Origin of the sequence: Pseudomonas khavaziana (assembly GCF_019145205.1) — a bacterium.
GTDB classification, from domain to species: Bacteria; Pseudomonadota; Gammaproteobacteria; order Pseudomonadales; family Pseudomonadaceae; genus Aquipseudomonas; species Aquipseudomonas khavaziana.
Map to the genome: position 1 here is coordinate 70,584 of NZ_JAHSTT010000005.1, position 23,056 is coordinate 93,639.

19 protein-coding genes are annotated in these 23,056 nt (G+C 59.1%); 12 read left to right on the forward strand and 7 right to left on the reverse strand.

The window, feature by feature from the left end:
• Positions 1-17: 17 nt before the first annotated feature.
• Both KVH01_RS13865 and KVH01_RS13870 read left to right on the forward strand, forming a co-directional pair.
• Entirely contained in the window at positions 18-1,376 is a 1,359-nt protein-coding gene (locus KVH01_RS13865) for a DUF1329 domain-containing protein (RefSeq protein WP_057025185.1), read from the forward strand.
• A 174-nt stretch (positions 1,377-1,550) separates the two neighbouring features.
• Positions 1,551-4,046, forward strand: coding sequence for a LuxR C-terminal-related transcriptional regulator (locus KVH01_RS13870; protein WP_217881823.1), 2,496 nt, complete (start codon positions 1,551-1,553; stop codon positions 4,044-4,046).
• On the opposite strand, the gene KVH01_RS13875 is transcribed toward KVH01_RS13870, so the two are convergent.
• Positions 4,043-4,918, reverse strand: coding sequence for a helix-turn-helix domain-containing protein (locus KVH01_RS13875; protein ID WP_217881824.1), 876 nt, complete (start codon positions 4,916-4,918; stop codon positions 4,043-4,045). The two genes, KVH01_RS13870 and KVH01_RS13875, sit on opposite strands and share 4 nt — an antisense overlap.
• 136 nt (positions 4,919-5,054) lie before the next feature.
• Here KVH01_RS13875 and KVH01_RS13880 point away from each other — a divergent pair, with 136 nt between their 5' ends.
• Positions 5,055-5,957 (forward strand): DMT family transporter, encoded by a 903-nt coding sequence (locus KVH01_RS13880; protein WP_217881825.1) that lies wholly within the window; start codon positions 5,055-5,057, stop codon positions 5,955-5,957.
• 588 nt (positions 5,958-6,545) lie between these two features.
• Here KVH01_RS13880 and norR read toward each other — a convergent pair.
• A complete protein-coding gene (gene norR, locus KVH01_RS13885) occupies positions 6,546-8,090 on the reverse strand; it encodes a nitric oxide reductase transcriptional regulator NorR (RefSeq protein WP_217881826.1) in 1,545 nt (514 codons plus the stop codon).
• A 147-nt stretch (positions 8,091-8,237) separates the two neighbouring features.
• On the opposite strand from norR, the gene hmpA reads away from it, so the two are divergent.
• The 8 genes from hmpA to queC all read left to right on the forward strand — a co-directional run bounded on the left by hmpA (position 8,238) and on the right by queC (position 16,636).
• Entirely contained in the window at positions 8,238-9,419 is a 1,182-nt protein-coding gene (gene hmpA, locus KVH01_RS13890) for an NO-inducible flavohemoprotein (RefSeq protein ID WP_217881827.1), read from the forward strand.
• Between the two features lie 232 nt (positions 9,420-9,651).
• On the forward strand, positions 9,652-10,158 hold the full coding sequence (locus tag KVH01_RS13895; protein WP_043046793.1) for a disulfide bond formation protein B: 507 nt from the start codon (positions 9,652-9,654) through the stop codon (positions 10,156-10,158).
• A 792-nt stretch (positions 10,159-10,950) separates the two neighbouring features.
• Positions 10,951-11,892, forward strand: a complete 942-nt coding sequence (gene cyoA / locus KVH01_RS13900; RefSeq protein ID WP_043046795.1) for a ubiquinol oxidase subunit II — start codon at positions 10,951-10,953, stop codon at positions 11,890-11,892.
• 3 nt (positions 11,893-11,895) lie between these two features.
• Positions 11,896-13,914, forward strand: coding sequence for a cytochrome o ubiquinol oxidase subunit I (gene cyoB / locus KVH01_RS13905; RefSeq protein WP_046069471.1), 2,019 nt, complete (start codon positions 11,896-11,898; stop codon positions 13,912-13,914).
• Between the two features lie 3 nt (positions 13,915-13,917).
• Positions 13,918-14,544 (forward strand): cytochrome o ubiquinol oxidase subunit III, encoded by a 627-nt coding sequence (locus KVH01_RS13910; RefSeq protein ID WP_010206435.1) that lies wholly within the window; start codon positions 13,918-13,920, stop codon positions 14,542-14,544.
• Positions 14,544-14,885, forward strand: a complete 342-nt coding sequence (cyoD, locus tag KVH01_RS13915; protein WP_010206434.1) for a cytochrome o ubiquinol oxidase subunit IV — start codon at positions 14,544-14,546, stop codon at positions 14,883-14,885. The genes KVH01_RS13910 and cyoD overlap by 1 nt, the downstream gene beginning before the upstream one ends.
• A gap of 11 nt (positions 14,886-14,896) precedes the next feature.
• On the forward strand, positions 14,897-15,784 hold the full coding sequence (gene cyoE, locus KVH01_RS13920) for a heme o synthase (RefSeq protein ID WP_003176002.1): 888 nt from the start codon (positions 14,897-14,899) through the stop codon (positions 15,782-15,784).
• 153 nt (positions 15,785-15,937) lie between these two features.
• Entirely contained in the window at positions 15,938-16,636 is a 699-nt protein-coding gene (gene queC, locus KVH01_RS13925) for a 7-cyano-7-deazaguanine synthase QueC (RefSeq protein WP_043046797.1), read from the forward strand.
• Positions 16,637-16,751: 115 nt separating this feature from the next.
• Here queC and KVH01_RS13930 read toward each other — a convergent pair whose 3' ends face one another.
• Entirely contained in the window at positions 16,752-17,621 is an 870-nt protein-coding gene (locus tag KVH01_RS13930) for a queuosine precursor transporter (RefSeq protein WP_217881828.1), read from the reverse strand.
• Positions 17,608-18,213, reverse strand: a complete 606-nt coding sequence (locus tag KVH01_RS13935; RefSeq protein ID WP_217881829.1) for a helix-turn-helix transcriptional regulator — start codon at positions 18,211-18,213, stop codon at positions 17,608-17,610. The genes KVH01_RS13930 and KVH01_RS13935 overlap by 14 nt, the downstream gene beginning before the upstream one ends.
• 213 nt (positions 18,214-18,426) lie before the next feature.
• Here KVH01_RS13935 and ptaA point away from each other — a divergent pair, with 213 nt between their 5' ends.
• Complete coding sequence (gene ptaA, locus KVH01_RS13940; RefSeq protein ID WP_217881830.1) at positions 18,427-19,518, forward strand: pyoverdine biosynthesis transaminase PtaA; 1,092 nt, start codon at positions 18,427-18,429, stop codon at positions 19,516-19,518.
• Between the two features lie 181 nt (positions 19,519-19,699).
• Here the strand turns inward: ptaA and KVH01_RS13945 are convergent, their stop codons facing one another.
• The 3 genes from KVH01_RS13945 to KVH01_RS13955 all read right to left on the reverse strand — a co-directional run bounded on the left by KVH01_RS13945 (position 19,700) and on the right by KVH01_RS13955 (position 22,957).
• Positions 19,700-20,416 carry a hypothetical protein gene (locus KVH01_RS13945; protein ID WP_217881831.1) on the reverse strand — a complete coding sequence of 239 codons (717 nt, stop codon included), beginning with the start codon at positions 20,414-20,416 and terminating at the stop codon, positions 19,700-19,702.
• A gap of 165 nt (positions 20,417-20,581) precedes the next feature.
• A complete protein-coding gene (locus KVH01_RS13950; protein WP_217881832.1) occupies positions 20,582-21,835 on the reverse strand; it encodes a 2-aminoadipate transaminase in 1,254 nt (417 codons plus the stop codon).
• 114 nt (positions 21,836-21,949) lie between these two features.
• Complete coding sequence (locus tag KVH01_RS13955) at positions 21,950-22,957, reverse strand: sensor domain-containing diguanylate cyclase (protein WP_217881833.1); 1,008 nt, start codon at positions 22,955-22,957, stop codon at positions 21,950-21,952.
• Between the last annotated feature and the right edge of the window lie 99 nt (positions 22,958-23,056).

Sequence of the window (23,056 nt, forward strand, 5' to 3'; positions counted from 1 at the left end):
AAGAAGGACAAGACTCTATGCGTAAGATGATTGCAGTGATGGCCCTGAGTGTATTGGCCGCTAACGTAATGGCGGCGGTGTCGCCCGAAGAAGCCGCCAAGCTCGGCACCACCCTGACCCCGGTCGGCGCCGAGAAGGCCGGCAACGCCGATGGCTCGATCCCGGCCTGGACCGGCGGCATCCCGAAAAACGCCGGCGCGGTAGACAGCAAGGGCTTTCTCGCCGACCCCTTTGCCAATGAAAAACCGCTGTTCGTGATCACGCCCGCCACGGTGGACAAGTACAAGGACAAACTCTCCGACGGCCAGGTGGCGATGTTCAAGCGCTACCCCGAGACCTACAAGATTCCAGTCTACCCCAGCCATCGCACGGTCAATCTGCCGGCGGACATCTATGAGTCGATCAAGCGCAGTGCACTCAATGTGCATGCGATCAACGATGGCAACGGCCTGGAAAATTTCACCGGCAACCGTTATTACGCGTTCCCGATCCCGAAGAACGGTGTGGAGGTGCTGTGGAACCACATCACCCGTTATCACGGTGGCAACCTGCGCCGCATCATCACCCAGGCCACGCCGCAGACCAACGGCAGCTACACGCCGATCCGCTTCGAAGAAGAAGTCGCGGTGCCCCAGGCCATCGCGGATATCGACCAGGCCAAGGCGGCCAACGTGTTGAGTTACTTCAAGCAATCGGTCACCGCCCCGGCGCGGCTGGCAGGCAATGTGCTGCTGGTGCACGAAACCCTCGACCAGGTGAAGGAACCGCGCCTGGCCTGGATCTACAACGCCGGCCAGCGTCGTGTGCGGCGGGCGCCGCAGGTGTCCTATGACGGTCCGGGCACGGCCTCCGACGGCCTGCGCACCACCGACAACTTCGACATGTTCTCCGGCGCCCCGGACCGTTATGACTGGAAGCTGGTGGGCAAGAAGGAAATGTACATCCCCTACAACAGCTACAAACTCGACTCGCCGAAGCTCAAGTACGACGACATCATCAAGGCCGGGCATATCAACCAGGACCTGACCCGCTATGAACTGCACCGCGTGTGGGAAGTGGTCGGCACCGTCAAGCCCAGCGAGCGGCACATCTACGCCAAGCGCCATATGTACATCGATGAAGACAGCTGGCAGGTCGCCCTGGTGGATCACTACGACGGTCGCGGCCAACTGTGGCGGGTGGCCGAAGGTCACGCACAGTTCTACTACGACCACCAGGTGCCGGCCTACACCGTGGAAACATTGTACGACCTCATCGCGGGGCGCTATATCGCACTGGGCATGAAGAACGAAGAGAAGAGCAGCTTCGTGTTCGGCTTCGCCGCCAAGGCCGCTGACTACACCCCGGCCGCACTGAGGTCGGCAGGCGTTCGATAGTACCTTTGTGAAATGCAATCAAAGTGTGGGAGGGGGCTTGCCCCGATGGCGGCCTGACAGCCCAATGGAATGTCGGGTTTGTGCATGGTCACTAATCACCCCGCTGAATACTTCTTCAACAACCACCAACCACGGGTCTACGGTTGCATAACAATAAAAAAGCAGGATGCAGCAATGACCGCCATGACCCGCTGCCTGGACCGTCCTGGACTCATGCCAAGGCTGTCGGCTCACCACCTGTTGCGCCCGCGCCTGGCTGGCCCCTTGCTCGCGGCGCAGGCGCGGGTGAGGTTGCTGCGCGCGCCGGGAGGCAGTGGCAAGAGTGCGCTGCTCGCCGAGTGTGCGTTGCAGGCGCCGAAGGAGTGTCAGGTTGTTTGGATGCCGCTCAACGGAACTGCGCCAAGCCCCGTGGATTTCTGCGCACGGCTGGCGCAACACTTAGGCCTGCGGTTTATCGATGAAGCCACATTACTGCTCGACCTCAGCCGCTGGCCAAATCCCACCTGGCTTTTTCTCGACGATTTCTGTCGTCTGCCGGCGCCCGAGCTGGACGCCTTGCTTGACCGTTTGCTCACCGCCAGCAGCCCACACCTGACCTGGTGGCTGGGTGCGCGGCGACGTCCGTTGTGCAACTGGCCACGCCTGTTGCTCGACGATGAATTGCTGGAGTGCAGTGAGTTGTCATTCAGCGCTGCGGAGATCCAGACGCTGCTCGCCCCAGGGCAGAGCGTCGACAGCGTTATGCAGTTCAGCGCCGGTTGGTGTGCCGGGGTACGTATTGCCTTGCTGGGCGACGGCCATCCCGACAAAACCTTGCTCGATTACCTGCAGCATGAGCTCTTCAACACCTTGCCGGCGCCATTGGTGGACGCCTGGCACGTGCTGGCCCATCTGCCACGTTTCAATCAAAGCTTGTGTGAGCATCTATTCGGCATTGACGACGGCGCTCAGTACTTGAACGAGTTGCAGACGCTCGGTGCGTTTACCCAGCCCTGGGAAGGCACCAGTGACTGGCTGCAAGTCTTCCCCCCGCTGGCACGGTTGATGCGCAACGCCCCCTGGCCGACCAAGCATTCATGGCATCGACGTGCGTGCCAGTGGTTTACTGCCCAAAGCGACTGGCAAGCGGCCTTCGAGCAGGCGCTGCTGGCAGAGGAATACGAACTGGCGGTAAGCCTGTTGCAGCATTTCAGTTTCGAGGATTTGTTTCGCCAGCAAAACGCGGTGCTCCTGTTGCGCCTGCATGAGCAGCACGGCGATGAGTTGATGTTGGGGTCTGCGCAATTAGTGGGGTTGGTCACGGCCGCCTTGCTGTTTGCCGGACGCTTCGAGCAGGCGGCGCTGTGTATCGACCAACTGGCCCGATTTGCCCCCCAGCCGACGGCCGCTGGGCAACGCTATCTGCTGGCACGCTGGCAGGCCCAATGGGGCTGGCTGCTGCATTTGAGCGGCGATGCCGGACGCTCCCGCGAGCATTTCCTCGAAGCGTTGCAAGCCTTGCCTGAGAGTGCCTGGACGTCGCGCCTGATGTGCCTGTCGGGCCTGACCCAGCAAGCCTTGTTGCGCGGTGAGCTGGATGTCGCCCAAGCCTTGAACCGCGAAGCCCTGTGCCTGGCCCGCGCCCATGATTCGCTGGTGCTCGAGGCCTTGCTGGAGCTGGATCATGCTCAATTGCTGGAGCAGCGCGGCGCACCCTACCGGGCACAAAGCCTGTTGGAGGCGGTGCAGGCGATGTTGGCTCGCCAACGTCTCAAGGCTGGGCCGTTGGTGGGGCGTATTGTGCTGCGTCGCGGGCACTTAGCCTTGCGGCAGGGCCAAGACAGCTTGGCGGCCGAGTGTTTTGAAACGGGCTTGACCATGTGCCAGCAGAGCCAGGATAAGCGCGTGCTGTATGGTTTTCTCGGCCTGGCGCTGTTGGCCGCCAATCGGGGCGACTACGCCCAAGCTTTTATCCAACTGCGTGACGCCGAGCGCCTGATGCAGCAGCGCCATGTGCCGGACACGGTGTATCGTGCGGTGCTGCTATTGGTCAGCGGGCACTTCTGGTTGCAGCAGGGACGTGCTGAATTGACGGTGCAAGCGGTGCGCCGGGTGTTGCGTCATTTTCGTGGGCCTTGCGCCAAGCAGGCGCCACCGGCCACCTTGGAGCTGATCCCGCGACTGGAATATTTGCTGGTGTTGGCCGAGGTCAAGCTGGGCTGTGCCGAACAACCCATTACGCGGCTCAATGCCTTGCTCGACACCTCCCGGCAGCGCGGCATGCTCTGCCTGGAAACCGAACTGCACCTGGTGCTGGGAGAAGTGACCTGGCAGCTCGGTGACCCCGCCTTGGCTCGTCGGGCGTTGCAGGCCGGGTTGGCGCTGGCGGGGCGTTGCCAGGTGCAGCAGGCCATTCGCGAGTTGCGTTTGCGCGCCCCGGCGCTATTGAGTGAGCTGGGCCTGGAGCCACAGGCAGCGCCTGTCGGTGCCGTGGAAAACCCGCTGAGCCAGCGCGAGCTGCAAGTGCTGGAGTTGATCGCCCTCGGCAATTCCAATCTGGAAATCGCCGAGCGCCTGTATATTTCCCTGCATACCGTCAAGACCCATGCACGGCGTATCCACAGCAAACTCGGAGTGGAGCGACGCACCCAGGCGGTGGCCAAGGCCAAGACGCTGGGCTTGATGGTTTAGGCGCAGAAGGCCTGGCGGTATTCACTCGGGGTGGCGCCCATGGCTTGGCGAAAGCGCTGGTTGAAATGGCTGGCGCTGGAAAAACCGCACAGCAGAGCGACCTCGCCTATGGGCAACGCGCTGCTGCGCAGCAAGGTCTGCGCCCGCACCAGGCGCCGTGCCAACAGGTATTGATGGGGCGGCAGACCGAAGCTTTGCCGGAACATCCGGGCGAAATGGTATTCCGACAGAGCGCACATCGCGGCCAGTTGGCCGAGGCTGATGGGATCTTCGACGTGGTGGTCGATATACTCCACCAACAGCCGCCGCTGGTGCGCCGCCAGCCCGCCTTTGAGGCGCAAGCCTTCGCGGGCGCCGACCTGGCTGAGCAGGGTATGGCTGAGCATTTCATGGGCCAGGCTGCTGGTCAGCAGGCGCTCACCGGGCTCATGCCAGTTGAGGCCGACCAATTGGTGAAAGCGCCGGGCCTGGCGGGCATCTTCAAGGAAGGTGCCTTCCCGCAATTGCAGCGCACGCGGCTCGCGGTCGAGCAGGGTGATGCAGCCGAGGGCAAATTGTTCCGGGCTGAAATACACATGGGCCAGGCGAATCTCACCATTGATCACCCAGGCCGATTGATGCTCGGCCGGCAGGATGCACAGCTTGTCGGGGCCGCCCTTGGTGCCCGGCCGCTCACGGCGAAACGTGCCGGTGCCGCCGCCGATATAGCACGACAAGGTGTGATGGCTGGGCGCCTGGTAATCCTGCGCGTCATGGTGGTTGCTCCACACGGCCGCAGCCAAGCCATCACCCAGTTCCGCGCAGGCTTCCAGGTGCGCGTGGGGCGAACGGTTGAGGGACTGAAAGACTTGCAGGGATTGCAGCTCTGGCATGGTGTGTTCTCCGACACCATGCATCCTACGCTCCACGGCTGGCGCTGTGAGCCCACCGCCCGACAAAAGCGCAAGAATGTGCAAGAGCCTTTCAAGGGCTGGGGGCGACACTGTGGCTCAATCGATGGAGTCCGCTATGAACCTCTTCCTGTATTTACTGACCGTGCTGATCTGGGGCACCACCTGGATCGCGCTCAAATGGCAGCTGGGCGTAGTTGCCATTCCTGTGTCGATCGTTTATCGCTTCGGCTTGGCTGCGCTGGTGCTGTTCGGGCTGTTGCTGCTCAGCGGCAAATTACAGGTGATGAACAGGCGCGGGCACCTGATCTGCCTGGCCCAAGGACTGTGCCTGTTTTGCGTCAACTTCATGTGTTTTCTGACTGCCAGCCAGTGGATACCCAGCGGCCTGGTGGCGGTGGTGTTTTCCACGGCGACCTTGTGGAACGCTCTGAATGCCCGGGTGTTTTTCGGCCAGCGGGTTGCACGTAACGTGTTGATGGGCGGCGCGCTTGGGTTGCTGGGCCTGGGCTTTCTGTTCTGGCCGGAATTGGCTGGGCATACCGCCAGCCCGCAGACTTTGCTGGGTCTGGGTTTGGCGCTGCTGGGGACACTGTGTTTCTCGGCGGGCAATATGCTCTCGAGCCTGCAACAGAAGGCCGGGCTCAAGCCGTTGACCACCAACGCCTGGGGCATGGCCTATGGCGCCGCGATGTTGGCCACCTATTGCACGGTACGCGGTATTCCATTCCAAATGGACTGGAGTGCGCGGTATATCGGCGCCCTGTGGTACCTGGTGATCCCGGGTTCTGTGATCGGCTTTACTGCTTACCTCACCCTGGTTGGCCGCATGGGCCCGGAAAAAGCCGCGTATTGCACGGTATTGTTCCCGGTGGTGGCGTTGAATGTGTCGGCGTTTGCCGAGGGCTACCAGTGGACAGCGCCGGCTTTGGCCGGGCTGGCGTTGGTGATGTTGGGGAATGTGTTGGTGTTTCGTAAACCCAAGCCGGTAGCTCCGACTTTTCATGCGAAACAAATCTAATGTGGGGGGCTTGCCCCCGATGGCTGTGGGTCAGTCAGCCTATTTGGTACTGACTTACCGCTATCGGGGCATGGGTATCTACACAACTTTAGGTGCGCCGCAGGCCCCTGGGGGAGGGGCGGTGCGACGATTCGACTTGCTCCCGATGGCGGCCTGGCAGCCCACTAGGATGTTGGAGTTTGATCAAGTACATATCCGTTATTTGGGTAACGGCCACTATTGGTTCCGCCCTTACGGCGGCTCACTTTTGAAAAGCGCAAAAGTGAGCAAAACGCTCTTGCCCCACCACTCGGCACCTCGCCTAGGCTCGGTGTGCCCGTAATCCGACAGGGATTTAGGGGGCCGCCGCCACGCGCCATCCATGGCGCGGGGCGGCTAAACCGGCATCCCTGCCGGTTTACCCCCCAAATCCCTGTCGAATTCCGGCCAGCGTGGTTTAACGGGGCGCCAGAGATCAAAAGCAGAGCAAGATCAAGAGCGGCTCGCTTCGCATCGTGGTTACGGTTGGGTCGGCTGATATAAAGCTGTGTAGACACCTATGGCTATCGGGGGCACGCCCCCCTCCCACACTTTACTGAGTCGCCTGGTCTATTTGAGGCCCAGGCGCTTGGCCATGCGCCCGAGGTTGGCGCGGTCCAGGCCCAGTTCGCGGGCGGCGCCGGCCCAATTGTGCTGATGACGTTCCAGGCAGGCGCTGATGACCTGGCGCTGGTAGTGATCGGTGGCCTGGCGCAGGTCGCCAGTGGCCATGGGCACGGCTTCGACCGGTGCTTCGATCACCGTAGCAGTGACGTTGGGCAAGTCCAGGTCCTGTGCGCTCAGGCTGAGAATTTTTGGGCGTTCGCGACAGCTACCCAGGGCTTTCAATGCGCTGCGACCGATCAGATGTTCCAGTTCGCGCACGTTGCCCGGCCAGTCATAGGCCAACAGCGCCGCTTGGGCGTCGGCGGTCAGGCGCAAGCTGCCCAGGCCCATGCGCGAGCGGTTCTGTTCGAGGAAAAAACCTGCCAATAGCAGCACATCACGCCCGCGCTCACGTAGTGCCGGCACTTGCAGCGGGTACACGCTTAAACGGTGATAGAAGTCGGCACGGTAACGCCCGTTGCGCACCTCTTCGGCGAGGTCGCGGTTGGTCGCGGCGATCAGGCGCACATCCACCTGGTGCTCCTTGTCTGACCCCAGGCGCTGCAACTGGCCGCTTTGCAGTACACGCAGCAGCTTGGCCTGCACGGTCAACGACAACTCACCCACCTCATCGAGGAACAAGGTGCCGCCATTGGCCAGTTCGAATTTGCCCCGGCGCTCGTTCAGCGCCCCGGTAAAGGCGCCGCGCACATGGCCGAACAGCTCGCTTTCCACCAGGGTCTCGGGCAGGGCGGCGCAATTGAGACTGATCAACGGTTTGTCGGCGCGGGATGACGCCGCGTGAATCGCCTGGGCCACCAGCTCCTTGCCGACCCCGGTTTCGCCGGTGATCAGCACGGTCAGGTCGCTGCCACCCACCAGTTTGATTTCCTCAACCAGTCGTTTATGCGTCTTGCTCTGGCCGATCATTTCTTTGTGCTGCTGGCCGCTGGCCTGGCGATAGATCTCGGCGCGTTGGTGTTCGTCTTCCGCTCGCAGCGCCAGGCGCTCGATGCGCTGCGCGACATTGACCGTGGCCGCGGCGAGGCTGGCGAAGGCTTGCAAAGCGTCCAGTTCGACCCGTTCAAAGCGCTCGGTGTCGAGGGCGTCCAGGGTCAGCAGGCCCCAGGGCCGATCGTCGATAAACAGCGGGCAGCCCATGCAGTCGTGGACTTCCAGATGCCCGTGCAAACCGGCGACCAGGCCGTCATAGGGGTCGGGCAATTGGCTGTCACTGTCGAAGCGGGTAGGGCTGGGGCTGCTCAGCAGTATCTCGAAACGCGGGTGTTCGCTGATCTTGAAGCGTCGGCCCAGGGTGTCGGGGCTCAAGCCATCCACGGCCAGCGGCACCAGCCACTCACCGTCCAGGCGCAGCAACGCGGCGGCGTCACAGGGCAGCAGGGCGCGCATGGCGTGCAGCAGGCGTCGGTAACGCTCGCCTTCGGGCAATTCCCGCGACAGGTCGGCAACCAGCGGCAGCAGGGTGGTGAGTAAAGGTTGTGCAGTCATAATGACTCCTTGTAGTCCTTATGACTATAAAGCGTAGGAAGTCATTTTGACTAAATTGTATTTTATCCATTGAAAATAAAGGTTTTTTTAGTTGGCACGAATACTGAGTACCAAAGGGTAATGAGTAAAAAGACCTAGGAGTCTCCCATGCTTAGTGCCCAAGACCGTGCAATCGTCAAATCCACCGTGCCCCTGCTGGAAAGTGGTGGCGAAGCGCTGATCACCCATTTTTACCGCATGATGCTCTCTGAGTATCCCGAAGTGCGCCCGCTGTTCAACCAGGCTCACCAGGCCAGTGGCGACCAACCCCGCGCCCTGGCCAATGGGGTGCTGATGTATGCGCGCCATATTGACCAGTTGGACCAATTGGGCGATCTGGTGGCCAAGATCATCAACAAGCACGTGGCCTTGCAGATCCTGCCCGAGCATTACCCCATCGTCGGTGCCTGCCTGCTGCGAGCTATTTCCGAAGTGCTGGGCAGCGAAATTGCCACTCCTGAGGTAATGAGCGCCTGGGGCGCGGCCTACGGTCAACTGGCGGACATCCTGATCGGCGCCGAAGCGGCCATTTACGATGAAAAAGCCCAGGCGCCCGGCGGCTGGCGCGGTGCGCGGCCGTTCCTTTTGGTCAAGCGCGTGGAAGAGAGCGACGAGATCACCTCGTTCTACTTCGCCCCGGTGGATAACGGCCCGATCCTGGCCGCCACACCTGGCCAGTACATCGGCCTGAAACTGGTGCTCGATGGCGAAGAAGTGCGTCGCAACTATTCCCTGTCGGCCCTTACCGATAACGGCATGTACCGCATCAGCGTCAAGCGCGAAGCCGGTGGGCGGGTGTCCAACTACCTGCATGACCAGATGCACGTCGGCGCCACCATTGACCTGTTTCCACCGTCGGGCGAGTTCACCCTGGCCGCCAGTGATAAACCGCTGGTGCTGATCAGCGGCGGGGTGGGTATCACCCCAACCCTGCCGATGCTCGAAGCGGCCCTGGCGACCCAGCGCCCGGTGCATTTTATCCACTGCGCCCGTAATGGCGGGGTGCATGCGTTCCGTGACTGGGTAGACAGCCTGGCGGCCCAGCATCCGCAGCTCAAGCGTTTCTACTGCTATGCCGAAGATGACGGCATCAGCCCGGCGGCGGACAAGGTTGGAATGCTGAACCAGGAGCAGTTGGCGGCCTGGTTGCCTGAGCAGCGGGATGTCGATGCGTACTTCCTGGGGCCCAAGGGGTTCATGGCGGCGATCAAGCGGCACCTGAAGGCGCTGGGCGTACCGGAGAAGCAGGCGCGCTATGAGTTCTTCGGCCCGGCTGCGGCGCTGGAATAATCCCCCCTAACAACACTGTCCAAAATGTGGGAGCGGGCTTGCTCGCGAAAGCGGTGTGTCAGTCAATACATGTGTCTCTGATGCTCCGCCTTCGCGAGCAAGCCCGCTCCCACATGTGGCCCTCTATTTTTCCTGATTAATCTGCTGTTAACCCCTCTCTGTTTAAACCACTGCCTGTGTGTAAACTTGTTGCCATCAGGCACAACCATAATCAGGCAAAGGGAAAACGGGGATGATTGACGATATGCGTTTGGGCAGGGAGCGGCGCTTTCTGGTGTTGCTGGGCATCATTTGCCTGGCGCTGATTGGCGGGGCGCTGTACATGCAAGTGGTGCTGGGCGAAGCACCGTGCCCGCTGTGCATCCTGCAACGCTACGCCTTGCTGCTGATCGCCCTCTTCGCGTTCATCGGCGCCGCGATGCGCACCAAGGGGGCGGTCACGGTCTTCGAAGGGCTGGTCGTGCTCAGTGCCCTGGGGGGTGTGGCTGCTGCCGGCCACCATGTGTACACCCAGTTCTTTCCCCAAGTCAGTTGCGGCGTTGATGTGTTGCAACCGATCGTCGATGACCTGCCCCTGGCCAAGGTTTTCCCCCTGGGCTTCCAGGTCGACGGCTTCTGCAGCACGCCTTACCCGCCGATACTCGGCCTTTCGCTGGCCCAATGGGCGCTGGTGGCGTTCGTGCTGACGGTGATCCTGGTGCCACTGTGCATCTATCGCAATCGTCATCCCAAAGCCTGAGCCTTCGCTCCATTAAGACGCTCCGCCCTTCTCATGAAGGCCGGAGCGTTTTTGTTTGTAGGGATTTGTGAAAGCGCCGTGACGAGGAGCAACTTAAGGTGCGCGCAGTGTGCGACATGTTGTCACACGGACGCTGTCGCAGGACGTTTCTGACCCGCGAAATCGGCGCTTAAATTTGCACCCGGCGCACAAATTGTGCTGTCAGTTCGTGGTGCGAACGGTGCCGCGCCGCGCCTGTGGTCCTGGCGCTCAATGGATCTATGAATGCCTTGTTTTATGGGGACTTGGATAGCTTTGCCATGCCCTTACAGGCTGTAAGGGAAGTGGCAATCTGCCCAATAACACGGCAATTTTTGTGGTTTTTGTTGAGAATCGAACGCGATAAGATCGCGAATCTTTGCAAGTTTGGTGAAGCATTGTTGCTGGAATCGATAAAAATTATTTCTTTATAAGACATGGTTTATACATCGCTAGCTAACTACAATCGCCCGCACTGAATGTCCGGTGCTGTTCAATCTTTGAGCATTGGAGCGGTCGAGGGGCAGATGGAAGGCTCTGTGCGACCCCAGGTTCCGGCAGCCTTTCAACTATCCGCACCAAATGGAATTGGTCTGTAACAAGGCCTTTAGCCACGAAATCGAATAAGAACTCACTGCTGGTCCGTGCAACGTACAGTCATGACGTGTCGGGCAGGCTCTTATTCAATCGAAGAGAAATGCCAACCCTTGGCAGGGTGAAGTGTTGGCGATCAAAACCCAACTGCATTGCGCAAGCTGCTTTAGAGGTCGTGAGATGAGTAAAAACAGGTACCCCCGATTACTAGGCTTTTTGCCGCTGCTTGGCATGATGTTAATGCTGGGAGGCTGCAAGTGGACCTTGATGGACCCAAAAGGACAGATCGGTCTGGATCAACGAAACCTGATCATCACCGCCACCCTGCTGATGCTGTTGGTCGTGGTGCCTGTGATCATCATGACGTTCGCCTTCGCCTGGAAATACCGCGCGTCGAACACCAAGGCGACCTACGCGCCTAAGTGGTCGCACTCCACCAAGATCGAAATTGCGGTGTGGCTGGTACCGATCCTCATCATCATCGCCCTGGGTTACATCACCTATAAGTCGACCCACGAGCTGGACCCGTACCGTCCGCTGGAATCCGACGTCAAGCCGATCAATATCGAAGTGGTCGCGCTGGACTGGAAGTGGCTGTTCATCTACCCGGACCTGGGTATCGCCACGGTCAACGAGATCCGTTTCCCGGAGAACACCCCGCTTAACTTCCGGATCACCTCCGACGCCGTGATGAACTCGTTCTTCATCCCAGCCCTGGGCGGCCAGATCTACGCGATGGCAGGCATGCAGACCCGCCTGCACCTGATCGCCAACGAAAAAGCTGAAATGGAAGGCATCTCCGCGAACTACAGCGGCGCTGGCTTCACCGGCATGAAATTCAAAGCGATCTCGACGAGCCAGGACGATTTCAACGCCTGGGTAGCCGAAGTCAAGGCCGCACCTAAACAGCTTGATCAAGCTGAATACGACGCCCTGACCAAACCAAGCCAGAACAACCCAGTCGCCCTGTACTCCACGTATGAGCCGAACCTGTTTCAGAAAATCGTCGACAAGTACGAAGGTATGAAGCCAGGCAAGCCGGTCAAGCACGAGAAGAAAGAAGTGGCCGCGGTTGAAGGTTCTGATACAGGCGCGCATTCAACTGCTGGGGCAGAGGAGTAAACGATGTTTGGTAAATTAAGTTGGGACGCGGTCCCATTCCACGAGCCGATCGTAATGGTGACTATCGCCATGATCGCGCTGGGTGGTCTGGCACTGGTTGCGGGTATCACCTATTTCAAGAAATGGTCCTACCTGTGGACCGAGTGGCTGACCTCGGTCGACCACAAGAAAATCGGCGTCATGTACGTCATCGTTGCCATGGTCATGCTGCTGCGTGGTTTTGCCGACGCCATCATGATGCGTACCCAGTTGGCCATGGCCACCGAGGGTTCGCCTGGCTACCTGCCGCCTGAACACTATGACCAGATCTTCACCGCCCACGGTGTGATCATGATCATCTTCATGGCGATGCCTTTCTTCACCGGCTTGATGAACCTGGCCTTGCCGCTGCAGATCGGTGCGCGTGACGTTGCCTACCCGTTCCTGAACTCCCTGAGCTTCTGGCTGCTGGTGTCCGGCGTGGTGCTGATCAACGTGTCCCTGGGCGTCGGCGAATTCGCCAAGACCGGTTGGGTTGCGTATCCGCCATTGTCGGGCTTGCAATACAGTCCGGGCGTGGGTGTGGACTACTACATCTGGGCGCTACAGTTATCAGGACTAGGGACGACATTGACGGGGGTCAACTTCCTGGCCACCGTCCTGAAAATGCGCGCCCCTGGCATGAAACTGATGGACATGCCGATCTTCACCTGGACCTGCACCTGGGCAAACGTACTGATCGTGGCTTCGTTCCCGATCCTGGCCGCTACCATGGCGCTGCTGTCGCTTGATCGTTACCTGGATTTCCACATTTTCACCAATGAGCTTGGTGGCAATCCAATGATGTACGTGAACCTGTTCTGGGCATGGGGTCACCCTGAGGTGTACATCCTGATCCTGCCAGCGTTCGGTATCTTCTCCGAAGTGATCTCGACCTTTACCGGCAAGCGCCTGTTCGGTCACCACTCGATGGTCTACGCATCGGGTGCGATCTCCGTACTGGGCTTCATGGTATGGCTGCACCACTTCTTCACCATGGGTTCGGGGGCCAGCGTCAACGCCTTCTTCGGCCTGGCGACGATGCTGATTTCCATTCCGACGGGGGTGAAGCTATTCAACTGGCTGTTCACCATCTACCACGGTCGTCTGCGCATGACCAGCCAGGTCCTGTGGACCCTTGGCTTCATGGTGACCTTCGCTATCGGCGGCATGACCGGCGTACTGCTGGCCATCCCGGGTGCTGACTTCGTCCTGCACAACAGCCTGTTCGTGATCGCGCACTTCCACAACGTGATCATCGGTGGTGCGGTATTCGGCTACATCGCAGGTTTCAGCTTCTACTTCCCGAAAGCGTTCGGCTTCAAGCTGCACGAAGGCTGGGGCAAGGCTGCATTCTGGTTCTGGATCTCGGGCTTCTTCGTCGCGTTCATGCCGCTCTATGCACTGGGCTTCATGGGCATGACCCGTCGTCTGAACGCTACTACCAACCCTGAGTGGGTACCGTACCTGTACGTTGCCATGTTCGGTGCGGTGATGATCGCTGTGGGTATCGCCTGCCAGTTGATCCAGCTGTACGTGAGCGTCCGTGACCGTAAGCAGAACGCTTGCGAATCCGGCGACCCATGGAACGGCCACACCCTGGAATGGTCGACCTCGTCGCCACCACCGTTCTACAACTTCGCCGTGATCCCGACTGCGAACACCATTGATGCATTCACCGAAGCCAAGGAAGACGGTACTGCGTACCAGAAGCCCAAGCACTACGAACCGATCCACATGCCAAGCAACACCGCCACTGGTGTGGTGATGGGCGCGCTGTTGACCGTGTTCGGTTTCGCGATGATCTGGCACATCTGGTGGCTGGCAATCGCGAGCCTGGTGGGCACTATCGGTTACTTCATCATTCACGCTGCCCGTGATGATCAAGGCTACATGGTGCCGGTCGAAACGATCGAACGCATCGAAGCCGAGCAGCACGCTCGCCTGGTAGCCGAGAAGAAGATCCCGGCCAACCGTGTAGAAACCTCGTTGGAACAGGCTTAAACCATGTCGAACTTAGTGACCAATGCTGGACACGCCCATGTCGATGACCATGGGCACGATGACCATCACCACGACTCGGGGCCAATGACCGTCTTCGGTTTCTGGCTCTACCTGATGACCGACTGCATCTTGTTTGCGTCGATCTTCGCGGTGTACGCGGTACTGGTAAACAACGTAGCGGGTGGCCCGTCGGGCCACGACATCTTCGAACTGCCTTACGTGCTCGGCGAAACTGCCTTGCTGTTGTTCAGTTCGATCACCTACGGCTTCGCCATGTTGGCCTTCTACAAGGGCAACAAGAAGGGCGTACTGAGCTGGTTGGCACTGACCTTCCTGTTCGGCCTGGGCTTCATCGGCATGGAGATCAACGAGTTCCACCTGCTGATCTCCGAAGGCTACGGCCCGCACCGTTCCGGTTTCCTGTCGGCGTTCTTCACGCTGGTCGGCACCCACGGTCTGCACGTGACGGCCGGCCTGCTGTGGATGGCGGTGATGATGTATCAGGTCAATAAGCACGGCCTGACCAACACCAACAAGACTCGCCTGAGCTGCCTGAGCCTGTTCTGGCACTTCCTGGACGTGGTCTGGATCTGCGTCTTCACCGTTGTTTACCTGATGGGGACTCTGTAATGGCTAATGCACACTCCCATGACCATGACAGCCATGATGCGAGCCACGGCAGCGTTAAGTCCTACGCTATCGGCTTCATCCTGTCGGTAATCCTGACGCTCATCCCGTTCGGTCTGGTGATGTACCCGACCCTGCCGAAGTCGATCACCTTGATGATCGTGCTGGCGTTCGCGGTGATTCAGGTGCTGGTTCACCTGGTGTACTTCCTGCACCTGGATCGTTCCAAGGAGCAGCGCGATAACGTGATTGCGTTCGTGTTCGCAGGCTTAGTAATCCTGCTGCTGGTTGGCCTGTCGATATGGATCATGTTCAGCATCCATACGTTCATGATGGCGAAGTGAGGTAAGACCCGATGTCGCTTAAGCACTTTATCCAAATCACCAAACCGGGGATCATTTTCGGTAACGTGCTTTCTGTGGCGGGCGGTTTCTTCCTGGCCTCCAAGGGACATGTCGATCTGGCCATCTTCCTGGCTGCAATGATCGGTACGTCCCTGGTGGTTGCTTCCGGTTGCGTCTTCAACAACTGCATCGACCGTGACATCGATATCAAGATGGAGCGCACCAAGAATCGCGTGCTGGTGCAGGGGCTTATCTCCCTGAAACTGGCACTGATCTTTGCGACCGTCCTGGGTGTTGCCGGTGTGGTGCTGTTGTACAAGGTGGCCAACCCGTTGGCGGCGCTGTTTGCCGTGATTGGTTTTGTCATCTATGTCGGCCTCTACAGCCTGTACCTCAAGCGTAAGTCCGTACACGGTACGCTGGTGGGCAGCCTGTCGGGTGCGATGCCGCCGGTGATTGGTTATGTGGCTGTAACCAATAGCTTCGACATGGCCGCGCTGGTGCTGCTGGTGATGTTCAGCCTGTGGCAGATGCCGCATTCCTACGCCATCGCGATTTTCCGCTTCAATGACTACCTGGCTGCGTCGATTCCGGTATTGCCGGTCAAGCGTGGCATCCAGGTGGCCAAGAAACACATCCTGCTCTACATCCTGGCCTTCCTCGTGGCGACCTTGATGTTGACCTTCAGTGGCTACGCCGGCATGAGCTACCTGGCAGTGGCCGCCGCCATGGGCATGTACTGGTTGTACATGGCCTGGACCGGCTACAAGGCGGTGGATGACACCGTCTGGGCGCGCAAGCTGTTCGTGTTCTCGATCTTCACCATCACCGCGCTCAGCGTGATGATGTCCCTGGATTTCCAAGTGCCGAAAGAGCTGTTGCTGACCTACGCCCACTGAGTGGTGTAAGCAATAAAAAGCCCCGCCTTCGGAAGATGTGCGGGGTTTTTTATTGAGCGTTGCGTTAAACCAGATACGCTGCGTTATCGTTGACCTTTTTCGCGAGCAAGCTCGCTCCTACTCCTCAATTCTACTGATGCAGGAAGCAAAGCAATGAGTAAAAAAGCCGTTATGGTATTCAGCGGCGGGCAGGACTCGACGACCTGCCTGATCCAGGCACTGCCGCTGTATGACGAAGTGCACTGCATTACCTTTGATTATGGCCAGCGCCATGTGGCGGAAATCGAAGTGGCCCGCAAGCTTGCCAAGCAACTGGGCGCCACGGTCCACAAAGTGATGGATGTGTCCTTGCTCAATGAGCTGGCCATCAGCAGTCTGACCCGTGACAACATTCCCGTACCGACCGTGAGCAGCTCTGGCGAAAGCCTGCCAAGCACTTTTGTGCCGGGGCGCAATATCCTGTTCCTGACCCTGGCGTCGATCTACGCCTACCAGGTGAAGGCCGAGGCTGTCATTACCGGGGTGTGCGAAACCGACTTCTCGGGCTACCCCGATTGCCGGGATGAGTTCGTCAAGGCGTTGAACCAGGCGCTGAAGTTGGGGATGGAATATGACGTGCGCCTCGATACCCCGTTGATGTGGCTGAACAAGGCCGAAACCTGGGCACTGGCCGATTACCACGACCAGCTGGAGCTGGTGCGCGAGCAGACGCTGACCTGCTACAACGGCGTCATTGGCACAGGCTGCGGTAATTGCGACGCGTGCAACCTGCGTGCACGGGGCTTGAATGAGTATCTGCAGAACAAGGCGGATGTCATGCAGAGCCTGAAGCACAAATTGCAGTTGAAATAACTCTTGTAGGAGCGAGCTTGCTCGCGAAAATCCCGAGAGCGCCGCGTCCAACCAGGAGCGCTGCGTTATCGTTGACGTTTTTCGCGAGCAGGCTCGCTCCTACACGGCAATGGGTTCAAGTCGCCAGGTAGCGCTTGAACAACGAGCGTGCCCCATACGCAGGCAGGATATTGAAGAACGCAAAGCCGACTTTGATCGCGATCTGCACATAGACCATGCCCAGGATGTCGCGGGTCTCCATGGCGCCGTAGAAGGCAATAAAGCAAAACAGGAAGCTGTCGATAATGACCGCAAAGAATGTGCTGAAGAAAATCCGCAGGTACAGGTACTTGGAGTTGGTCAGCTCCTTGATCTTGCACAGCAGGTAGGAGTTTATATTCTCCGACGCCAGGAACGACACCGAAGAGGCCACCAGCACCGACGACACTTGCAGGATTACGTCGGTATACGGCCCATCCAGTTTCCAGCCCGGCAGCCCCGGCAGGAAGGTCGAGCCATACAGCAGGATGATGATCATCGCGTTGCTGGCAAACGCAAACAGAATCGCCCGTCGTGCCAGGCGCAAGCCGAAATTCTCATTCAGCAGGTCCACGATCAAAAAGGTCAGCGGGTACAGGAACGTGCCCGGCGTCACGATGATGCCCATGGACTCCAGGTAGATCGGCTTGGTCGCGGCAATGCTGGTAAAAATATAAAACGTGAACAGCAGCAAGTTCAAGATGATGTAGATCATCCAGGAGTTTTCATTGCGATCGTTTATATCGTAGGCGGTGAGTGTGCCTCCCTGGGCATAGAACTTCTTGTAGACGTTCTTGACTTCCATTCTATTGAAGTCATCCATGATCTCGCTGTTGAGCACTTCACTCAGTTTGATCTTGATGATCTTGCCCGTGGCAAGCACCATGATCACCGCCAGGCGCTTGTCATTTTCAAAGCCCAGCAATTTGTACCTGCTGTTTTCAACGGCCCCTTCATATGTGGTCATTGAAGCGTTCCTCAAGAATATCGCCGATGACACATAAACGGTCTGAATGGGCACAGGGCTCCAGGGTGATAAACAGCTTTTTGGTCGCGCGGTCGTACACCAGTTTCTCTTTATCGTCGCTCGATGAATCTTTCTGTACGATCAACAAGTCGCCCACTTCATTGATGCCGGGAATCGCGTGTTCCAGGCGCACGCCGATCAAGTTGCAGGACGTGCCGAAGTAGTAGGTCAGCGGGTAAAGCGTGGCCAATTCGCCCACGCGCTTGCCCAGGTCCTGCATAAGCAGGCTTTCCTTGAGCACAGGCACCGCTGCCGGGTTCATATTGCCCAGCGGCGAGACATTGTTTTCGATGATTTCCTTGGCTTCAAAATTGATGGTCTCGATTTCCTCATACGAAACGCCGAAGAAGTCAGAGATCTTGCGAATGGTTGACTGCTGTACGTTGAGGACCTTGCCTCCCAGGATGTTGTAGATAGTCGTCCTGGTCAGCCCGGCGGCATTGCTTAACGAAAGCTGGGTTTCTCCACGGCTCTTGATCAAGTACTTGATGTTGCTCTTCAAGTGCTCGGTTTTTTCCCGTCTGTGTATCAAGTGCTCACCACTTCCATTTAGTCGTCAGTCCATGTCCGGCAGAACCTGTTCTTTCAGGTTCGCGGCTGTGGAAGTGTTGCATGGGCCCGGCATAACAATAAAGTGTTGAGTGCAGGGATACGGCGTGACGCTAAATCAGGCAACGGTTATCTCGTCATACTCTTGTGTACGACCTCGTGCGATCCCTCGCGCCCTCTACAAGGAGTAGTAACTATGGTCAGTGTCAATCGTCGGTCACTTCTCGCCCTGGGAGCCGCCTTGCCCGTGCTGGGGCATCTGGATTGGGCGCTCGCCAGCTCGACGCCGACGCCCTCTGACAGCGTGCTGCTCAACTACAACGAAAGCTCTTCCGGCCCTTCAGACGCCGCCCGCGCGGCGATGCAGCGGGCGATTGCAACGTCCGGACGCTATCCTTACCCGCACATGTACGCACTGGCCGAGCTGTTTGCCCGGCAGCAGGGGATTGCTGAAGAAAACGTCGCGGTATTTGCCGGCTCGATGGCGGCCCTGCGTTATGCGGTGGTGGCGTTCACCAGTCAAAACCAAGGCCTGGTGATGGCGACACCGTCCTACGAAGTCCCGCGCCAGGCGGCCGAGTCAAACAAAGTGCCTGTGCATGAAGTGGATCTCGACACGCAGCATGCCCATGATGTGCAGGCCATGCTCAAGGCCGACCCACAAGCCGGCATGCTGTACCTGTGCAACCCCAACAACCCGACCGGCACCCTGACCCCGACTGAAACTATCCGCCAAGCCCTGGTGAACAAACCCAAGGGCAGTGTGCTGGTGGTAGACGAGGCCTACATCGATTTCTGCGACGCCCCCAGCTGCGTGAGCTGGACCAACGACCACGATGACCTGCTGGTGCTGCGCACGTTCTCGAAAATCTATGGCATGGCTGGTGCGCGCCTGGGCCTGGCAATCGGTCATCCGGCACTGTTGGAGCGGCTGGCCGTGTTCGGCGGCGACAACGTCCCGGCCGGCGCCAGCTTGTTGGGTGCGATTGCCAGTCTGGAAGACGCCCAACTGGTGGGCCAACGCAAAGCGCTTAATGCCAGGTTGCGCGATGAGACGATCGCTTGGCTCAAGGACCGGGGTTTTGCCTGCACGGCCTCCCGGAGCAATTGCTTCATGATTGACGTGAAGCAACCGGCAGAACAGGTGGTCGAGCGGCTGGCAGCCCAGAATGTACTGGTCGGGCGGGTGTGGCAGAACTGGCCGCAGTGGCTACGGGTAACGGTGGGCAACCAGCAGGAGATGGAACGCTTTCGCCAGGTCTTCGCGGCGCAGGTGGCGCGCGCCTAGGCACCAGTGTGTTACACGCAGCCCGGGCGGGTCTGCCGGACACGCTTCATTCTCGTGCAGGTTGAATGCCCGAGGACGGTATCAGCGTGGAGGTGATGAAACGCTCTGCGCAGTTGCAGAACATGGAGGTGTAGGCGGCAACAGACGTAACGCATGGCGCTACGCCTTGCCGCACATCCGCTTATTGGGCGGCGATGGCGTAACCTTCAAAGGCGCTTTGCTGTTGCAGCGCGGTGACGATGCTCTTGCGCGTGACCGGCTGCTCCACGCCGCTGTTGTCGACGAAGGTTTCGCGTTCCAGCTCCGCCTCGCTGCCTTCGCCGACAAAGGTAAAGCCCAGAAATTCCAGTGCTTCGCGGTCCACATTGAGCTTGGAACGCGGGGTGCGAAGCGGCAGGGTGACGCTGATGCCATCCTTGCTGATCACAAACACTTCGGTGTCTTTTTTGGCGCGCGCGGCCTTGCCCTTGCCGGCGCTCGGGTTGCTGATGGCCTGGTGCGACTGGTTCAGTACCTTGAGGGCCAGGCCGTACACCAGTTCCTGGAACTCGGGGTCGTCCTTAAAGCAGGACAGGATGCGGCTGATGGAGAACTGGCTGCTCAGGTTTTCCAGGGCGGCGTTATCGGCGGCTTCGGCGTCTTTCAACTGCTTGAGCTGGCCCATCAGATCATAGGCTTTGTCATCGTCGAAGGCGTCGTGGGCCTGGCGGATGGCAACGCGCAACTCGCGGATCTGGTCGCTTTCCTTGGAGGTGTGAAACGCGTCCAGTACCATCTCGCTGATGATCTTGGCCGCTGGCACATGTTGTGAAAGATTGATGGCGTTTTCGTATTCGGCTTTGGATTGCAAGGCGGCTACGGATTCTTTGGCGGATTCTGCGGTGTAGGAATCGGACATTAAAATTTCACTGCGTAGTAAGCGGGGGAGACAAAAAACGTCGGGCATTTTCGGCGGGGAGAGGGATCAGGTCAAGGCAGGTTCGGGCGGTGAATACTTTCAGTGCTGATAGCGGCGCATCAATGCCTGTACTACCACCATCCGGGCCCTGCCTTGGCATGCGTGCTATTCATCCAGTCTTGCGAGACACGCCTGGAGAATATCCAGGCCCTCCTCCAGCACTACCGGCTCAATGGTCAACGGTGCCAGCAAGCGCACGATGTGCCGCGCCTTGCCGCTGGGCATCAGCAGCAAGCCTGCCTCCCGCGCCAGGCCCAGCAATTGGGTCAATTGCTTGGGCGCGGGCGTGCCGTCAGCATGGGCCAGCTCAATGCCGCGCATGGTGCCGACGCCGGTAAGGCGACCCAGGTAGGGCGACAGTTGTTGCGAACGCCAGGTGTTATAACGGCTGACGATCGCGGTTTCCTGTTGTGATCCCCACGCCTGCAGATCTTCATCGGTCATCGCCTCAACAGTGGCCAATGCCGCCGCACAGGCGATGGGGTTGCCGGAGTACGTGCCACCCAGGCCACCTTTGGGCAGGTTATCCATCAGCGCCTTGCGCCCGACCACCGCCCCCAGCGGTACGCCGCCGGCGATGCTCTTGCCGAGCAACAACAGATCCGGTTCGATGCCCAGGCGCGAGAAGGCGAAACGCTGGCCGGTGCGGCCAAACCCGGACTGGATTTCATCGATGATCAGCAGGATGCCGTGCTCGTCGCAAAAGCGGCGCAGGGCCTGGGCGAACTGAATATCCAGGGCGAGGAAGCCGCCTTCGCCCTGCACCGGCTCGATAATGAAACAGGCCACATCGTTGACGTCGATTTCCACGCTGAACAGGCGGTCCATGGCCTTCAGCGCTTCGGCACTGGTCACGCCATTATCGGCACTGGGGTAGGGCAGGTGATACACAGTGCCGGGCAGTACCCCGACCTTCTGCTTGTAGGGCGCCACCTTGCCATTGAGGTTGAGGGTCGCCAGTGTGCGGCCGTGGAAGGCGCCGTCAAAGGCGATCACTGCCGTACGCCCGGTGGCGCCACGCACGATCTTCAAGGCGTTTTCAGCTGCTTCCGCACCGCTGTTGGTGAGCATGCCGCTGACCGGATAGCTCACCGGGATAAACGCGCTCAGGCGCGCCATAAACTCAATGTAGGGCGAGTGCGGCGCGGCGTTGAACGCGTAGTGAGTGAGCTTGGTCGCTTGCTCGCGAATCGCCGTAACCACAGCCGGGTGGCAATGGCCCAGATTGAGTACACCGATACCGCCGACAAAATCGATATAGCGCTTGCCCGTCGTATCCCAGACCTCGGCGTTTTTACCGTGGCTGAGGCTGATGGGGTGAACGATGGAAATGGATTGGCTGATGGTGGCGTGGCTCATGAATGCGGGACTCGGCAAGGGCGGGCGTGTTTTATCTAAGCCGCGCGCCTGGTCTTGCCGCAAACGAAATAAAGTCGCCGGGTCATTCCAAATCGGAAGGAGCGGTTGCCTGCATTATTCCGAAACCCCGTCCTTGCCCGCCGCCTTTGACCGATATAGCGCTTGATCGGCCCGCGCCATCAGGTCGACCGGTGACTCACCCATGCGCCGTTCTACCACGCCCAGGCTTAGTGTGACGGTGATGCCGGTGGGCGCTTGCTTGACCTGATGGCGAATCCTTTCGGCCAGTTCCTTCGCCATCACCAGGGTGCTTTTGGGTAGCACGACCATAAACTCATCGCCACCCCACCGGGCCAGCAAGTCGCTGGTGCGTATGCAGGTTTCCAGGCTTTCGACCACCTGTATCAGCGTCTGGTCGCCGATGCTGTGGCCGTGGCGGTCATTGATCGGCTTGAAATCATCGATATCCATCGCCACCAGCGCCAGGGGCAAGCGGAAGCGCTCGGCGCGATCGCATTCTTCCAGCAGCACTTTCTCCAGGCGATAACGGTTGGCGATGCGCGTCAGCGCATCCCGTTCGGCCAGGGAGCGGTTTTCGTCCAGTTGCAATTGCAGTTGTTGATTGACCCGCGACAGCTCCAGGGTACGTTCGGCCACCAGTGCCTCAAGGGATTTGTTGCGCCTTTGCAACTGTTCAATAGAGCATTTTCGCGTATGAATATCGCGGTGTGCGCCCACCATGCGGGCCACTGAGTGGTCGGGATTACGTGCAATGATGTAGCCACGGTCCTCGATCCAGAGGTAGGTGCCGTCTTCTTTTCGGCAGCGGTATTCGGCCCGATAATGGGGCGAGCGTTGGCTGATGTAATCGTCAAACATTGCCATCACTTGGGGGTAATCCTCGGGGTGGATCACGTTCTCCCAGGTGAATACGCTGTTTTCCAAGGAGTGGCGGGAGTAGCCAAGCATCTCGTACCAGCCGGGGTTGCGGTAGACGAAACCGGTATTGGCGTTCCAATCCCAGATCCCATCACTGACCAGTTCCATGATGGCGTGCAACAGATCGGCGTTGAGGTCGGATATGTCGTGGCGTAGTGGTTCGTTGTCGGATGTATCGTCCATCAGCGCGCTTCCTGCGAGAGCTGGCTTAAGGCCAGTTATTGTTGTCGCCGATACTCCGTGGCTGGCGCTACTGTACATCGCCGCCTGCGTGCTTTGAAT

What these genes read in the sequence shown, in the direction of transcription:
- cyoE (WP_003176002.1), top strand. Translation starts at nt 14,897, where the DNA reads ATGTCGCTTAAGCACTTTATCCAAATCACCAAACCGGGGATCATTTTC.
- queC (WP_043046797.1), top strand. Translation starts at nt 15,938, where the DNA reads ATGAGTAAAAAAGCCGTTATGGTATTCAGCGGCGGGCAGGACTCGACG.
- cyoD (WP_010206434.1), top strand. Translation starts at nt 14,544, where the DNA reads ATGGCTAATGCACACTCCCATGACCATGACAGCCATGATGCGAGCCAC.
- KVH01_RS13875 (WP_217881824.1), bottom strand. Translation starts at nt 4,918, where the DNA reads ATGCCAGAGCTGCAATCCCTGCAAGTCTTTCAGTCCCTCAACCGTTCG.
- KVH01_RS13880 (WP_217881825.1), top strand. Translation starts at nt 5,055, where the DNA reads ATGAACCTCTTCCTGTATTTACTGACCGTGCTGATCTGGGGCACCACC.
- KVH01_RS13930 (WP_217881828.1), bottom strand. Translation starts at nt 17,621, where the DNA reads ATGACCACATATGAAGGGGCCGTTGAAAACAGCAGGTACAAATTGCTG.
- KVH01_RS13955 (WP_217881833.1), bottom strand. Translation starts at nt 22,957, where the DNA reads ATGGACGATACATCCGACAACGAACCACTACGCCACGACATATCCGAC.
- norR (WP_217881826.1), bottom strand. Translation starts at nt 8,090, where the DNA reads ATGACTGCACAACCTTTACTCACCACCCTGCTGCCGCTGGTTGCCGAC.
- cyoB (WP_046069471.1), top strand. Translation starts at nt 11,896, where the DNA reads ATGTTTGGTAAATTAAGTTGGGACGCGGTCCCATTCCACGAGCCGATC.
- KVH01_RS13945 (WP_217881831.1), bottom strand. Translation starts at nt 20,416, where the DNA reads ATGTCCGATTCCTACACCGCAGAATCCGCCAAAGAATCCGTAGCCGCC.
- cyoA (WP_043046795.1), top strand. Translation starts at nt 10,951, where the DNA reads ATGAGTAAAAACAGGTACCCCCGATTACTAGGCTTTTTGCCGCTGCTT.
- KVH01_RS13950 (WP_217881832.1), bottom strand. Translation starts at nt 21,835, where the DNA reads ATGAGCCACGCCACCATCAGCCAATCCATTTCCATCGTTCACCCCATC.
- KVH01_RS13865 (WP_057025185.1), top strand. Translation starts at nt 18, where the DNA reads ATGCGTAAGATGATTGCAGTGATGGCCCTGAGTGTATTGGCCGCTAAC.
- KVH01_RS13895 (WP_043046793.1), top strand. Translation starts at nt 9,652, where the DNA reads ATGATTGACGATATGCGTTTGGGCAGGGAGCGGCGCTTTCTGGTGTTG.
- ptaA (WP_217881830.1), top strand. Translation starts at nt 18,427, where the DNA reads ATGGTCAGTGTCAATCGTCGGTCACTTCTCGCCCTGGGAGCCGCCTTG.
- KVH01_RS13870 (WP_217881823.1), top strand. Translation starts at nt 1,551, where the DNA reads ATGACCGCCATGACCCGCTGCCTGGACCGTCCTGGACTCATGCCAAGG.
- hmpA (WP_217881827.1), top strand. Translation starts at nt 8,238, where the DNA reads ATGCTTAGTGCCCAAGACCGTGCAATCGTCAAATCCACCGTGCCCCTG.
- KVH01_RS13910 (WP_010206435.1), top strand. Translation starts at nt 13,918, where the DNA reads ATGTCGAACTTAGTGACCAATGCTGGACACGCCCATGTCGATGACCAT.